General features: G+C 66.3%; 9 protein-coding genes. 4 read left to right on the top strand and 5 right to left on the bottom strand.

The window, feature by feature from the left end:
- Positions 1–314: 314 nt before the first annotated feature.
- From ACTWPT_RS54270 to ACTWPT_RS54260, 3 genes are all read right to left on the bottom strand, one after another.
- A complete protein-coding gene (locus ACTWPT_RS54270) occupies positions 315–650 on the bottom strand; it encodes a hypothetical protein (protein WP_443185410.1) in 336 nt (111 codons plus the stop codon).
- Positions 647–7549: an RHS repeat-associated core domain-containing protein gene (locus ACTWPT_RS54265; RefSeq protein WP_443185409.1), complete on the bottom strand. Its 6903-nt coding sequence runs from the start codon at positions 7547–7549 to the stop codon at positions 647–649. The genes ACTWPT_RS54270 and ACTWPT_RS54265 overlap by 4 nt, the downstream gene beginning before the upstream one ends.
- A gap of 108 nt (positions 7550–7657) precedes the next feature.
- Positions 7658–11236 carry a LamG domain-containing protein gene (locus tag ACTWPT_RS54260; RefSeq protein WP_443185408.1) on the bottom strand — a complete coding sequence of 1193 codons (3579 nt, stop codon included), beginning with the start codon at positions 11234–11236 and terminating at the stop codon, positions 7658–7660.
- Between ACTWPT_RS54260 and ACTWPT_RS54255 the strand changes: the two genes are divergently transcribed.
- Positions 11186–12775: an RICIN domain-containing protein gene (locus ACTWPT_RS54255; RefSeq protein WP_443185407.1), complete on the top strand. Its 1590-nt coding sequence runs from the start codon at positions 11186–11188 to the stop codon at positions 12773–12775. The two genes, ACTWPT_RS54260 and ACTWPT_RS54255, sit on opposite strands and share 51 nt — an antisense overlap.
- A gap of 21 nt (positions 12776–12796) precedes the next feature.
- Positions 12797–13111: a PfkB family carbohydrate kinase gene (locus tag ACTWPT_RS54250; protein WP_443185448.1), complete on the top strand. Its 315-nt coding sequence runs from the start codon at positions 12797–12799 to the stop codon at positions 13109–13111.
- Between the two features lie 286 nt (positions 13112–13397).
- Here the strand turns inward: ACTWPT_RS54250 and ACTWPT_RS54245 are convergent, their stop codons facing one another.
- Complete coding sequence (locus ACTWPT_RS54245) at positions 13398–13670, bottom strand: type II toxin-antitoxin system RelE family toxin (RefSeq protein WP_443185406.1); 273 nt, start codon at positions 13668–13670, stop codon at positions 13398–13400.
- Entirely contained in the window at positions 13667–13954 is a 288-nt protein-coding gene (locus ACTWPT_RS54240; RefSeq protein ID WP_305924257.1) for a type II toxin-antitoxin system Phd/YefM family antitoxin, read from the bottom strand. The genes ACTWPT_RS54245 and ACTWPT_RS54240 overlap by 4 nt, the downstream gene beginning before the upstream one ends.
- Positions 13955–14337: 383 nt before the next feature.
- Here ACTWPT_RS54240 and ACTWPT_RS54235 point away from each other — a divergent pair, with 383 nt between their 5' ends.
- Together ACTWPT_RS54235 and ACTWPT_RS54230 are read left to right on the top strand one after the other, a co-directional pair.
- Positions 14338–14757 carry a transposase gene (locus tag ACTWPT_RS54235; RefSeq protein WP_443185405.1) on the top strand — a complete coding sequence of 140 codons (420 nt, stop codon included), beginning with the start codon at positions 14338–14340 and terminating at the stop codon, positions 14755–14757.
- Positions 14754–15590, top strand: an 837-nt coding sequence (locus ACTWPT_RS54230; RefSeq protein WP_443185404.1) for a DDE-type integrase/transposase/recombinase, incomplete at its 3' end; no start/stop codon positions are given. The genes ACTWPT_RS54235 and ACTWPT_RS54230, both read left to right, overlap by 4 nt.

Here is a 15590-nt window from a genome sequence, read left to right as displayed (position 1 = left end):
AATGGCTCCCTCTCCTCTAGCGAAGGGAATCTCGTAACGGTGGTGGGCCGTCGTGAAAGTCCGGTCGACCCGGCAGCGGGACCGGTTCAACGCTTCGCCTCCGAGTTACGCAAATGCGCCAGGAAGCGGGCGGCGGGCCATGGCCAAGCATGGGGTTATTCGGTCACCACGCTGTCGCAGGCAGCCGCCGTCCGCTGACGTTGCCGTCACCGTTGCCGTCAAGCGCGCCGGAAGCCCCACCGAGAGGATCCCGGTGGGGCTTCCGCCTGCACACTCATTCGACATTTGCAAACGAAATGTCTCGCCTATCAGAACTACTCTGCGGCGGTAATTTCATCGACGAAGGTCAGTGCACTCTCAATGGCACTCCTCAGATACGGCCGGGCGCTTCCGCCGTCGGCCTTGCTCAAGAGGACCGTGAGAAATTCTGAGTCCGGATACCCCGCAACACCTGTCGACTTGGCAACGTCGAGCTGCGACCAGATGGCTATCATCATCTCGTTGCAGGCGCGGGCTTGACTCAAGCTGTCCGGGGTGTCGCTGGCGAAGATCTCGCGGGCTGAAATCCCAAGCCGATGCCCGAGCGTGCGCAGAAACAGCTCCCTTGCCTCCGATTCCAAGGCCGACCGGACTCGATCTCGAATCTTCATTGATCCATATCCCAGAAGTCTTCGTCCGTCATTGGATTGCCGCCGTACGGTTCGCGTGGAAGCGAATCGACGTCATATCCGCGTGAGCGCAGAACGGTGACCCGAGTGTTTCCATTCATGATGGTTCCATCTGGTGTCACCTTCAGCGACTCATCCAGGCCGGGACGCAAGGACAATACGATGTCCTCGGTGTCTTGATTGTGCCAGAAATCCAGCGAGCTTCTGTCGAGCGAACTGTCCGGGTGCAGATTTTTCAGCGGAGGGCATCCACCAGAATTGTGAACCAACACCGGCGTCTCGCCCGCCAGCACATAGTACGTGTGCGTGTCTGCCACGGTGAAGTCGTGAACAGTTCGTCCGCTCGCGTAGCCGGCCACGCTTACGACCGGCGAAGTAGATCCGTTCAGAGAGCGAAGCAGCGTGCCGGCGTGTAGCTGATCAGCTCTGATCCATGAGCCGGCCCCTGCGTTCCAGAAGAGATGGTGTTCGGTGGCGTGGATGACGCCTGTCCGCTGACCACGCTCACCGTCGATGTCGACGGTGATTCCGACGATGTTGTTGTAGCGGGTGCCGGAGAAGGCTGCCACGACCGCTTTGGCTTGGGTCTTGCCGGTCTTGGGATCGGTTGCGAGGACTTTGTCGCCGGGTTTGATCTTTTCGATGGGTTTGGTGGTGCCGTTGGCGAGGCGGACCTTGGTGCCTGGTGTGAAGCTGTTGCGGCATGATGATGCTGCTTCGGCCGCACGTGCCGTACGTACGGCTGCTTCGGCGATTTTCAGTCCGCGGCGGGCGGCGAACCAGTCCTTGATGCCGCCCGCGATGTCTTTGACGGCGCTCCAGAGTCTCTTGATGAGGCTGGCGGCCTTGCCCCATCTGAGGGCGTATTTGCTGAGGAGCTTGCCGGCCAGTCCCCCGACCGCCGAGCTGAGGACGTTGACGATGGTCTCGCCGCAGGCGCCTATGTCTCCCTTGGTGAGGCAGTCGAGGCCGGCGGTGATGCCGAGTTCGTCTGCTGCGATCTTGGCCAGGGTTGCGGCGGCGTTGGCGATGCGGGATTGGGCTTTGGCGACGCGTTCGCGCATGGCCCTGGCTGCGGCCTCTAGACGCTGACGCCTGGCCGCGGCGGCTTCGGCGTCGCTGGAGCCGCCACGTCCGGTCTCGTAGGAGTTTCCGTACTTGTGGTCGTAGTCGCCTTGTCGGAGCGAGTGACGGTCCTTGCCGACGCCCTTGCCTGCGCCTGTGCCGTTTCCGGGGCTGCCGGGTTCTTCGCACTGGCTGCCGTCGCGGTGGCAGGGAGACAGGCCAGTGGGGTCGGAGAGGGTGACGGGGTTGTTGTTGGCGTAGGCGTACCCGTTCATCTGTTGCGGGCTACCGTGATCGACGATCGGGTCGGCGGAGGCGAACCGGCCGGTTTCCGGGTCGTATTCGCGGGCGCCCAGATGGATCATCGACGTGTTGGGGTCGGGTGTGCCGCCGATGAAGGACTTGGTGCCGGGCCAGTCGACGGGGTTGGTGCGGAGCCGGCCGAAGGGCATGTAGCGGCGCCGGACGACTTGCTGGGTCTTGGCGTCGATCGCGAGCTGGGCGCTTCCCTGGCGGTTGGGGATGAGCCAGGACAGGCCCTTGGCGGTGCGTACGGCGATGACGTTGCCGTTGTGGCTGTAGTACCTGGTCCCCGTCACCGTTCCGGTGGCGTTGAGCTTGAGTTCTTGCCCGTCGAGGAAGAGGGTGCGGGTGCCGTCGGAGTCACGGCGGATGAGCAGGTTGCCGTTGGCGTCGTACAGGTAGGTGCTGGTCTTGGTGCCGCCGTTGCCGTCGGGTTCGGTGACTTGGCTGAGCTGGCCCTCGGCGTCCCAGACGAGGGTTTGGTCGTCGCCGCCGACTTTGCGGGTGGTGGTGTTGCCGGTCTTGTCGTAGGTGTAGGTGCTGGTGGCTGTGCCGCTTTCCGGGACGCCCTCACCGCCCCACGTAGTGGTGAGGGAGGTCAGGGTGTGCGGCTGGCCCTTCCTGTCGCCGTCGTAGGCGTAGGTACTGGTGCGGTCTTTGGTGGTGACACCGGTGACGTCGTGGTCGACGCTCTTGGTGCGGTTGCCGGTGGCGTCGTAGCCGAAGGACTGCCAGTACGGCTGCGGGCCGCCGATGACCTGACCGGCGTTGTCCTTGGTGGGCGCCTGGGCGCAGTCGTCGGTAGCGGTCCAGGCCTGGGTCAGGCGCTGGAGCCTGTCCTGGCTGAAGCATTGGACGTCGGCGACGCCGCCCTTGGGGGTGTCGGCGATCTTGGTGATGTTGCCGGCGGGGTCGTAGGTGTAGTTGACGTCGTCGTCAGCGGAGTTGATCGTTTCACGGTCAGTACGCGAGCGGGTGAGGCGGCGTGTGGCGCCGTCGTAGTAGTTGGTCAGGAAGACATAGTTGGAGGTGAAGGTCGCGAGCGAGAGCTGCGACAGCTCTCCGAAGTCGGTGTAGGAGGCGCCCTGAGCGTAGGCGTCCAGGCCCGCCACCGTGGTGGCCTGACCAAGAGCGTTGTAGCCGAAGCTGACCGTTTCGAGGCCGAGTTCTCCGGCGGCCGGCATCGCTAAAGTCGCGGGGCTCCCGTCGGCCTTGTACGTGAGCTTCGTCTGGTACGTCTTGCCGAGGTTGCCCTCGGTGGTGGGGATGGTGACCTGGCTTTCCAGGGGCCGGTAGGCCGCGTCGTACTTGGTGATCTCCTGGGTGTAGGCCTGGCCACCGGACCAGCGGATCGACTTGGCAGGCATGCCCTTGCCGCCCGCGACGGTGTCGTAGGTCCACTCGGCCAGCTTGGTCTCGGTGCCGTCGGCGGCGACCTGGTGTTCGAAGGTCTTGCGGCCGAGCGGGTCGTAGCTGAACTTCAGGGTCCGGTTCTCGGCGTCGGTGGTCTTGGCGACACCGCCCGCCGCGTTGTAGTCGATCTTGGTGAGGCCCCGGTCGGGGTGCTCGACGGTCTTCTTGTTGCCGCGCAGGTCGTAGGTGTACTTCCACTGATTGCCGACCGCGTCGGTGACCGTGGACAGCTCTCCTGCGGATGTGTAGGCGTACTTGGTGGCGTCGTAGTCCGCGGGGTCGTCGCTGACGGCGCCGTTCTTGTACTGGCGGAGTTCGACGGGCTTGCCGCGGGCGTTGGTGATGGTGGTGGCCAGAACCCCACCGCGCGGGGGCGTGGTGGTGGTGCGGTCACCGCCATAGCTGGTGGAGGACTCCCACTGCCTGGTGGCGAAGCTGTAGAGGGTGCTGACGATAGGCCGTCCGGCACCGTCGTACGTGGTCAGGGTCTGGCTGGGTACCGAGTTGTCCTGGACCGGCTTGAGCAGGGTGGTACCGGGCTGCCCGGTGGTGTCCAGGTAACGGTGGTTGGTCTTCCAGGCCAGGCCGCGGTCGTCGTAGTAGACGTCGGTGAGCACGCGGCCGGTGCCGCTGCTCGGCCCCTGGGCCTGGCGCGGCCGCAGCAGCCCGTCGAACAGCTGGTACGTGGCCCGCTGCTGCCCGTTGGGCATCAGTTCTTTGCTGGTGATCGCGGTGGCCGCGGTCTTGCTGACCAGATAGGCGAACTCACCCGTCGGCGCCTTGTCGGTGGCGCGCCCCGGCCCCCAGGCCTTGATCAGCCGCCCCAGCGCGTCGTAGTGCAAGGTGGAGGTGTTGCCGTTGGTGTCGGTGGTCACCGTCGGCAGCCCCCACGCCGGCTCCATGGTCTGCGTGGAGGCTTGGTTCAGCGCATTGGTGGTCGTTCTCGCGGTGACGACGCCGCCCGGAGCGGTGTAGCCGGTGGTGGTCTTGTTGCCCAACCCGTCGTAGGTCTCACTGATGCGGCCCAGGCCGTCATAAACCGTGCGAGAGGTGGTGACATAGGTCGGGTTGCCGCCGGTGTAGCCGTCGGCTTCCTCGGTCTTGGTCGGCTCGCCGTAGGTCAGGTCGAAGGTGGTTTTCACATCAGAGACCGCGTCGGCGGGCAAGGTCGCGCTCTGGCCACAGGGTTTGGAGACCGTCCACGTCCGGTTGTTCAGCCCCCAGATGCCCGCCGTGGCGTTGCCGGTGTAGGTGTACTGGGTGCACAGGTCGTCGCTGTCGCCGACACTCGAACCGGTGTCGCCTTTGTCCCACTGCTGCTTGATCGTCCCGTCGTTGTTGAACTCCTTGAGGACCTCAGTACGCCTGAAGCCGTTCGACAGCGCGGTGCGGGTACGGGTGCGGCCGACATCGGTCTTGTATGCCTTGACGCTGCCGTGGGTAGCGGTCGGGCCGAACTCCCACGGCGTGTTGATCGTGGCGGACAGCTCCTTGTTGCCGGTCTTGTCCTTGTACTGGATCGACTCGAGCAACATGCCTTGCCGGTGGTCGTGGTCGGCGTACGGGTCGTCTTCGGAGTCGACGAGTTTCACCGGCGGCTTGAGCTGCGACCCGTCGGCCTTGGCACGGTCGCCGTCCATGCCACGGAAGTACAGGTAGTCGGTACGGGTCTGCTGGGCGTGCGGAGCGCCGTGCAGGACCTGGACCTTGGAGTGTCCGCGCCACTGCGACCAGGTCTTGAGCCGGGCCGGCACGAGAGCGTCGTCGTCGGCGAAGCGCCAGGCCGGCTTGTCCAGGTACTTGTACTGGGTGATCTGGGCGGGGGCGTCACCGACATAGTCGGCCTCGTTCACCTCGGTGACCACGTACTTGTGCAGCCAGTCCGTGATCAGGTCGTGGGGATCGGTCGCGCCGGGCCGCCCGACCCGCTGCGGGAAGCAGTACCTGGTGTTGCTCTCAGGCGACGGCAGGGAGGATTTGGTGCAGTCGATGGGTGAGTAGGTGATGTTGGTGCCGCCGCCGTGTTCGTTCTGGATACCGGTGAGGCGCCACTTGATGAACGCGGGCATGCCGTCGCCGATGCCGTCCACCCGGTTGGGCATCTGTGAGTAGCCGAAGGTGACGCTAGGCAGCGACACATCCCCGCCGACCACGTTGGAGCCGGTGGCCTTGCCGGTGTGGGTGATCCCGTTCAGCCGCAGTGACGGGTCGGAGGTGTCACCGGCCGCGACGATGGTCTGGCCGAAGACCCAGGAATCGACCGGCTTGTACGCAGTGCCGTTGAGGACCTGGGTGGTGATCCCGGCAAGCCGCTTGCGCGTCCAGAACGTCGGGGAGAACTTGTTGCCGCAGGTCGCGTCCTTGCTGCAATTCTGATCGACCGGGATGTCGGGCCAGTTGGCGCGGTTGGCTTCGGTGAACTTGCTGTCGGCGCAGTCCGCGGCGCTCTTGAAGCACCGTTCCCGTACGTCGAACACGACCTGGTAGGGGGCCTTCGCCGAGTAGATGGTGTTCTTGGTCTGGCCGTAGTCGATGCGGGTCAGGTAGCCGCCGCGGATGTACGGCGTCGCGGGCTTGGCGACCTTGTTCTTGGCGTAGTAGTTGGTCTCGGTGTCGTACCACAGCGACATCGCGTTACCGCGGGGGTCGACGACGTAGTCCAGGTTCCAGCGCCACGCCTGGTTGCAGAACGTGTCCCCGAAACCGGTGGACTTGTGGCACGGCTCACCGGAGTCGTTGCCGGCGACCGGGACGGTCCACGTGGACTTGGTCTCCGGCTTGCCGGACACCCAGTTCGGCAGCCGGTTCATCCCGAAGTAGTACTGAGTGCCGTCAGCGGTGGTGACCCGCCAGTGTTCACCCAGGTTCTCATTGTCGCCCTGGTCACCGTTGGCGACACCGGACAACTTCTCGATCGTGGAGCCGTCGTCGTCCTTGGGACGCCACACCCCGGTCTTGTCATCACGTACCAGCTCGGTCGCCGAGCCGTTCAGCGACATGGTCGCGTTCTCGCCGCCCCAGCACTGGTCACCGGGCGGCGGATTACCGGTCTGCCCGTCGTCAGAACACGACTTGAACTTGCGCTCGATGTAGCCCGGCCAATAGTCGAACCCCTCGCCCAGCCAGGAAGTCTGGTTGTTGGTGGACGACGTGCGCCCGTCCACACTCCCCGAGGAGTACGACAGCCCGATCTTCGGCGACGGTCCCGAAACCGCAGGCGGCGTCCGAACGGGATAGCTCCAGGAGAACGCGCCCGACTGGTTGGACACCTGCCACGTCGCCGACGGCGACAGCGAGGTCGCCGCGAAATCGCCCGCGGGGCCGGACGCCCCCGCCACCGCAGCCAGCATGAGCGGAGCACCGGCAGGAGGAAGGTCGACGTCCGCGCTGAGCGTGTGGGCCGACGCGTCGTTGCGGCTTGTGGCGAGAGACTGCGGCTGGCAGTCAGGACTGCCGGGCCGGGTCAGCGCACAGTCCGGTAACCTGACCAGCCGGAGCCGCTGAGCCCATCCCGCGCCGCCCATGCCGCGGAACGCCGAATAGTCCAAGGTCACCGATGCCTTACCACCGGCGGCCGGCGCAACGGCACCAGGTGTCGAAACCACCTCCGCCGCACCTACCTTGAGCAGGACGCCGTACACGCCCGCCTGGGCAGAAGCCTTCTGGTCAAGGAGTTCCACCCTGACCTTGCCGGGAACCCGCTGCTCACTCGGCTTGTCCGCGGGTGCGCCGGTGCCTGCGCTCGCCGCTCTGACCGACACCGGCAGCGTCCCCGCCTGGGCCGCTGGCGCAGAGCCCCGGGCGACCTGTCCGGTGGCCGTGCCCACGTCCGCGACGGCGACACCGGGCTCAGGCCAACTGCCCTCCAGCTTCGGCTGCGCACCGGCCGGAGCCTTCATGTGACCCGGCCTGAAGGCCACCTTGCTGGTCTTCACCGACGGCTGCCGCTGCGTCGTGGGACGATCCGCGCCACGCGGCTTGGCAAGGGTCGACGCCGGGGTCGGCGCGAGCAACTGCGCTATCAATGTGAGCGCCAGGGGCACCACGATCCACAGCACCCGCCGGCCCGACCACCGGGCGTTATTCAACCAGCCGCGCACGCTTCCTCCGAACCGGACCCTCGCGCCAAAGAACGTGATGAGGACGCAGTCGGCCACGGTGTGGGCTGCGCGTCCAGACAGCCCGCACCATCAGCGGCTTGCGAAGAATCAGGGAGCAGCCGGTCCCGGCAGCCGAATATAGGGATTGGACTCGCCGAGGATCATCTGCTTGTCGATCGCGCCCGGGTAGATGTGCACGTCCTGGACGGAGCCGTCCAGGTAATCGAGGTACTTGTCGTTGAACCAGGCTCGGCCCACCTGCAAGCTGCCGGTGGAGTTGAAGGCGGGACGGAACCCGTTGGTGTCGACCACGTCGGTCTCGCCGACGTCGTTGCCGTTCACATAGAGGCTGAGCGTCCCATTCACCGAGTCGTAAACTCCGACGAGATGCGTCCACACGTCCAACTCGGCCGGATAGTCACTCGTCGAGATCGACCGACGCGCAATGTAGTTGGGAGCCGATGTGGCGACGTCGTTTTGGGTCATCAGGAACGTCCACCGCTTCTCGGTGTCGCTGACGGTCTTGTAGTAGAGGGAGAACCCGGCGACGTGGGTGCCGGACTGGGTAACGACCGCCATGTTGCGGTTCGGCAAGCTCCGCAGCTTGACCCAAGCCGAGACCGTGAAGCTCTGGTCGGTGCGGATGATCGGCACCTTGGCGCCTGGGTTGTCCGGGCAGGCTGTCACCGTGGTGCTGGTGTTCCCGCACGCCTTGACGCCGTCGAAGCCGATCGCCTTCCCCAGCCCGGGTCGCCCATCTGCCCAATACGCCGGCTGGCCGAACATCAACGTGCGGTTCTTGCCGGACAGGTCCTGGCTCACCGACCCGCTGCCTTCGCCCATGGTCCAGAATCCGGCACTCATCGCCGGACACGGGCGGTAGGCGCCGTCGCCGCAGTCGGGCGGGTTCACCAGGATGGTGATGGAGAACAAGGAATGTTTGCTGTCGGTGTTACCAGCGGCATCGAACCCCCGGACGTAGAGCACGGCCGGACCGAACTGCGAAGGCGTCGCCGCGATACGTGCGGTTCGATCGGGGTCGGTTCCCGCCGTCACCTGGTTGGTCGGCGCGCTGGTGCCGAACGACCAGCGGTAGAAGGCGATGTCGTTGCTGGCACCGACCGTAGGGGCCTTGATCTCGAATGTTCCGGCCTTGTTGAGCCCACCGCCCCAGACGTCGGGTGAATAGACCGGCGCCGACTCCCCCTCACCCGCCACCGGAGTGATCGTGAGCTTCTCGTCCGGCACCGTGGCGTCGACCTTGAAGTAACAAGGGTTGCTCCAGTAGCTGACGCCTTGTTCGTTGACCTTCCACGTGTCATAAGCACGGGCCTTCACGTAGTACGTGCCGTCGGCCAGCGAGGCGGCGGTGTTCTGGGGGATCTCGGTCTGCCAGGTCCTGCCGGAGGCATCGTCGTGCGTGTCCCTGGGGTTCCCCTTGGGCGTCATCGTCTTGGTCACCGGATCGTAGGTGCCCCACTCGAACTCGACACCGGTGATCTTCTGCCCCTTGTTGGCATCGGGATCAGTTGCCATCGCCGACACCACGGGGGCCTGCCGACCCGACATCTTGCCGATCAACGGCCAGGTGGTCGTAGAACAGGTCTTACCGCCGACCTTCAGCTGCGAAGGCTGGCGCGGCCGCTGGTTGTAGTCGATGGTCCACTTCGGGTCGAGCTTGAAGCGCATCCACCAGTCGGAGTCACCTTCGTGTCCCGACAGTGCCTTCAGGCCGAACGTCGCAGACCGCCACCCCGCCGCAGCGGCCTTCCGCGCGCCGTCGAGCACGTTGAACTCAAGCGACCTGGCCCCACAGCCGTCATGGCCCAGGGACGCCGACTGAGTGTCCTGAACCGTGGACCAGTGGCCACTGCCGCTGAAGTTGTTCCAGGTCTCATTGCCATTGATGCCGGAGGTGAGCCTCAACTCCACGCCCACCTTCACGCTGCACGACCAATTGGGCGTCCAGGTGCCGGTGATACTGAACTGGGCGGCGCCGACGTAGGAACCCTTCGGCAGTTGACTGGTGTCCATGGCGAACATCGACCGGATCGCGCCTGCGCCGCCGTACCGTCCCGCACGCGGCGGATAAGGGTCTCCGTCGCCGTCCTTGCAGGAGTTGTCCCAGCACGCCTGGCTGGGATGGGCTTGGTCGATGTAGCCCCAGTGCGTACGGCCATCGGTGATCGTCGGATCGATGAAGACAGGAAACCGCGTCGCCGGGTCCTGCAGAATCGTCTGATCGGGAGTGATCGTCAGTATGCCCGAGCCGACCTCCATAGGCATCTCCACCTGCCGGAGCGGCTCCTCCTGGGCCGCAGCCGGCGCGCGACCCGAAGCAGTGACGGGCTGCTCGTCTCGGCTCCCGCTGGAGTCCCACATCTTCGGCGAGTTCGCCCGGAAGACCGTCCGCCCCGCCGCGTCGAGCGCGTCGGCACCGTTCTGGCCGTCTGAGCGCAACGTCACACCCTCGGTGCGCGTGGTGAATTTGATCTTCGACAACGCCGGATTCTTCGCGGCCTCGGCCGTCTTGACGACCAGCACCTCGCTGAAACCGAACAACTCGGCAGTGACCTGCAAATCCACGCCGGGGAACACCGACGGATAGGTGGCAGTGTCACCGCTGACCATGGGCGTCGGCAGCTTGTCCTGCCAACCCAGGCGCAGCGTGCTGCGCGTGTCCTTGGAGACGTAGGCCGCCAGAGCGGTGTCTCCACCTCCGGAAAACGCCACGTTCGCCGGACCCGCCTTCGGCGCCAGCTTGCCGTCGGCACGCTTCACCAGGTCCAGGTCGATGTCCGTCCACGAACCGTCCGGCTTCCGCACCCGCTGCGGCAACGCCGTTATCTCAAGCCGGGACGTCCCATCGGGCTTCACCCACGTCGTCGACGTCTCCGTCCGCAACGCACTCGCCTCAACCGGCTCACCACTCTTGCGGGCCTCAACCGCCGCCGCAGCCTCCGAACCCGGCAGCGGCGTGAACGGCGACGTCGCCCCGTCCCGCGGTTCCGCTACAGCGGTCGGAACCGACAGGGCCGACGCCAGCAACACGCCTGCCACCACAACCCCGACCGACCGAGCCGCAGCCCTGACCCGCCTCCGCCAGGAGACCATCTCGACAGCCCCTTCCGCCCTGGGAGGCCGATCTTCGGCCCAGACGCGAAGGTATCCGTCAGCCACTTGGCGGTCGTCAACCGCTGAGTGGACTATCGCTTCCACCAGCCGCAGTAGCGCACGTCTGATGTCAACCAGCCGTGGTAAACCCGGCATCGGGGTCCCCGTCACCAGCGGCCCCCGAGTGATCCTTGCCCCGGGTGATCCTTGCCGCGACGGGACAGTGGCCAGGGCATGCTCGCGAGGAGCGCGTGCTACCGCGAAAGTTGACGGCGAATACGGCGGCAGGCTGACGCCTCCGCCTGCGGCCCCTCTTAGCATCGGCCACCTGGCAGAGGCCGTGCGCCGCGGGGAGAGACACATCACACGTCCTGGCTGCCATCGACGCAACAGTTCACGGGTGGAGGTTCGATGCGTTCGGCCGGAGTGACTCGCCTCAGACGGGTTCTGCTCGCACTGCTGCTGGGGACGGGGATAGGCGTCGCCGCCCCCGCCGAGGCGAGCGTGGAGCAGGGTACGCCGTTGCTCAGCCCCGGGCAGGCCTGGTATCCGCGGGTCATCCGGCTGCAGCACGCGGACACCACCCACAACGGCCGCGTTCTCGCCTCCACCAACACCGGCGCCGGCGGGACGATCCGCGAGAGCACCGACGGAGGGCTGACCTTCCGTCCCATCAGCGAGATCCGCCCCGACCTCGCCGCCGGCGAGTTCGCGTGCTGCTCGGCGCTGTTCGAGTTCCCTCGTCAGCTCGGCGCCGGCGCGGCGGGCACCCTCATCTGGGCCACGTCGATCAACGCCGTCGGCGGCGGCGAGGATCAACCTGATCCGAACGCGCGGATCGTCGGTTGGACGAGCACCGACCATGGATACACCTGGACGCCACTCCCCGGCCCCATCGTGACCGGCTCCACGGGCCACGGTCTCTGGGAGCCCGAGTTCTCCGAGGCGTCGGGACAGCTCGTCATGCATTTCTCGGACAAGACCCAGCAGCCCCGCTACGGCCAGACGCTGGCGCGCGTGCGTTCCGCCGACGGCGGCCGGACGTGGAGCGCCAAGGTCAACACGGTCGCCGTGGACGCCGCCGCCGACGTGAACGCCGAGGACAGCCCCGGCATGCCGGTGGTCAGGCGGCTCCCGAACGGGAGCTACCTCATGGTGTACGAGTACTGCAACATCCGGCCGGTCACGAACGGGCACGGCTGCCGGGTGTACCTGCGTACCTCACCGGACGGCTGGAACTGGGGCGACCCCGAGGACCGCGGCACCATCATCCGCACGGCGGATGGCAAGCACCTCGCCCACGCGCCCACCCTGGCCTGGGCCCCCGGCGGCGGCCCCGATGGGCGGATCCTGGTGGTCGCCAAGCTGGTGCGCACCGGCGGCGACCGCGGAGACGCCACCGTCCTCCCGGAGAGCGGCCGGATCATCCTCGTCAACACCGCGGGCGGCATGGGCGCCTGGTACGAGATCGACGCCCCGGTCAAGGTCGACGTCGACCTCACCCCGCCGAACCCCAACCTGTACCTGCCTTGCCAAAACTACAGCTCACCGCTGCTGCCCTCCCAGGACGGCACCCAGGTCCTGGAGATCGCCACCGACGTGACCGACGACACCTGCAAGGCGTACGTCGCCACCGGCCCGGCGCACGGCACCGGCGACGCCACCGGCGTGTCCACCTCGGCCGTCTACCGCGCCGTCAACCTGGCCAGCCGCCGCTGCCTGGACGTCGACGCGGGAGCGACGGAGAACGGCACCCGCATCCAGCAGTGGACCTGCAACGGTGCGCTCGCCCAGCAGTGGCGCCCGGTGCGCCGGGCCGCCGGCGTGTTCTCCTTCGTCAACCCGAAATCGGGCAAGTGCCTGGACGTGCCCAACGGCAACATCTCGGTGGATCCCGGCGACAAGGCGCACCTGTGGACGTGCAACGGCACCGGCGCGCAGCAATGGCTTCCGGTCGCGGTCGGCAGATCCGCTTATGTGCTCAAACCCCGCAACAACCAGGCACTGTGCCTGGACGTCGCCAACGGCTCCACGGCGGACGGCGCCGAGGCACGGGTCACTCCGTGCTCGAACGCCGGCACGCAGATCTGGTATCTCGACCCGAAGGCGTGACCGGATCTAGAGCCTGTACGAATTCCCGACGTTCCGATCGTTGTCAAGCATGGGCCCCGGGGAGCCTCGTACGTTGAGGACGGCCAGGTTTGTCCTGTTGCCACATGCCGGGTGACCGCGGTCGACACTACTCACGCCGGTGAGATCCTGGCCGGCGTGTTTCTGGCGCTACATCTGGCTGCGGTAGACGCTGTTACGGCTCTCCAATATGCAGTCCGCGCGACCACGGCCAAGGTGACTCAGTTCGGCGTCGATGGCGATCGGCTCCTGGAGAGTCTTTCCCCGATCAGAGCAGAGGTCAGGGCCGAAGCGATCTCACGTAGTAAGACCGAGTAGCTGAAGGCCGCCGGGATCTGTGTTCCAGTGGCCGCGGATCAGTGCGGCGATCTGGGCGGATGACCCGTCCGGGTGAGAGGCCGGCGACGGCGTAGATCGTGACGATGGCGGTCTTGCCGGTCTTGTGGTCGATGTGGCGGCGTTTGATCTGGATCGCCTTGGGCGGTGTGGGCCCTTGCCAGCAGCGCCCCGGACGGAAGTGTTCGCCGAAGACCTCGACGCCTTCGCAGACTTCTACGTCCGCGTTCTCGGCTCCACTCCCGTCGACGACCGGCCTTCCCGCTCGTTACGGGCGGTAGGCGTCTCGACGATGTTTGATCGTCTGAATCGTGACAGTGTGCTTATCCTCGTCGATGCGGTAGACGACCCGATAAGTCCCACGCCGGGCGACGTGTAGTCCTTCGTACGGCTCTTGCAGGGGTTTGCCGACGCGCCACGGCTCACGCGCGATCGCGCCGCTGATCAACTCCCAGGCCGCGGCCGCCACAGTCTCGGGCAAGCCCGAGGTGAGCGCGCGCCGAGCGGGCGGGGCTAGGAGGATCGTGTAGCGGTCACTCACGCGCTCGCCTTACCAAGGCGCGCCGCCATGATGGCGGCCATCTCCTCCTCTGTGGTCACGTCGCCGCTCTCCTCGGCGGCGGCGGCCTCGACCAGGTCGGCGCGTGTCTCCGGGTCGGCGAGGATCTCCAGGGTCTCCTGCAGGGACTCCCACTCGGCCATGGAAACAATGACGGCGTGGGGTCGCCCGTTGCGGGTGAGAGTGAAGTGATCGTGCTCCCGGGCAGCCCGATCGGCCAGCTCGGTCAGCCGGTCCTTCGCTTCACTGATGGGAATGAGCTCCATACGACGATGGTATCTCGCTAGCTTGAATATCGGCCATAGCTCCGGCTACTCGTCCATTCAAGGCGAGCGGGAACCACGAGGCGCTGGAACTCGCTGAGCTCGAAGACGCCGAAGGAACCGGGCAGAGAGTCCGAGTGACCTTCGTGAGCCGAGGGCTCGCGCCTGCGGCCCCAGCCGGGCGATGCGCTCGATGTGTCACGTGGACCATGCCCTCTCGTCCACCACCACTGGCTAACCCACGAGCGAGACCAAGTTTGGTAACCGGCTTGCCCCCCGCTCCGGCCCCGCCCGGACCCTCTGTGCCAAGCTCAAGTGAGACAGATGGGACTAAAGTTCCTTAACTGACATGAGTAGGGCGAGAACGGGTATCCACCGCGGTGACCATGACCAGCCATGACCTCCAGCGCGGCACCGGGCCGCGTGCCGACCGGCCCAAGCGGCGGACCTTCACCGCCGCCTACAAGCTGCAGATCGTCGAGGAGTACGAGGCGGCGCCGGACGGCACCAAGGGCTCGATCCTGCGCCGAGAAGGGCTGTATGAGTCCAGCATCTCGCTGTGGCGGCGCCAGCGTGACAACGGCGAGCTGGCCTCCGCGTCCAACCCGGTCAATGCACCCCGGGCCCGCAAGACGCCCGAGCAGCTGGAGTTGGAGCGGCTGCGTAAGGAGAACGCGGCGTTGACGCGGGACAAGGCGCGGGCGGAGAAGAAGCTGGCGCAGACCGAGGCCGCCCTGGACATCATGGGAAAAGGTTTCGCGCTCTTGGAAATGATCTCCGAGAGCGCGGAGAACGAGCCGTCGTGACCACGGTCCGGCGCGAGACGCTGGACCTGTTGCTGGCCGCCTGCCTGCCGATCGCAGTCTGCTGTGCGCTGACCGGGATTCCCCGGGGCTCCTACTACCGCAGCCTGCGTCAGCGGCCCGAGCGCGCGCCGACGCCACGTCCGGCGCCGCCGAACAAGCTGACCGCGGCCGAGCGTGAGGAGTTGGTCGCGGTCTTGAACAGCCCGCGCTTCGTCGACAAGGCTCCCCGCCAGGTGTGGGCTGCCCTGCTGGACGAGGGCATCTACCTGGCGTCGGTGTCGACCATGTACAGGCTGCTGCGCGAGCGCGATCAGGTCCGCGAGCGCCGTGCCCAGGCCCGCCACGAGGCCCGTAAGAAGCCTTATCTGGCCGCCCGCGCCCCGAACGAGATCTGGTCGTGGGACATCACCAAGCTGCCCGGCCCGGCAGAGCGGCAGTTCTACGACCTGTACGTGATGATCGACATCTTCTCCCGGTACGTCGTGCACTGGGAGATCCACCTGCGCGAATCGGGTGAACTGGCCCGGCAGTTCATGGAGAACAGCCTGCTCGCCAACGGCGGGATCGCACCCCAGACGATCCACTCCGACAACGGCACCTCGATGACCTCCAAGCCGGTAACCGATCTGCTGGCCACCCTGGACATCATCAAGTCCCACTCCCGGCCGAAGGTCAGCAACGACAACCCCTACAGCGAGGCGGCGTTGCCGGGTAGCGGGCAGGGATCTCACCTGCCCGCCCCCACAGATCCGGACGTGAACCTCTCGATTCATCCGGCTCGTGCCGTCCGGTCCTTCGGTCAGTACCGCAGCGCCCAATGCGCGAACAGCCGG

Source organism: Nonomuraea sp. 3N208 (assembly GCF_052245935.1).
Lineage (GTDB): Bacteria > Actinomycetota > Actinomycetes > Streptosporangiales > Streptosporangiaceae > Nonomuraea.
Note: the sequence above shows the minus strand (reverse complement) of the source record. Positions and strands in the feature narration are given on the sequence as shown.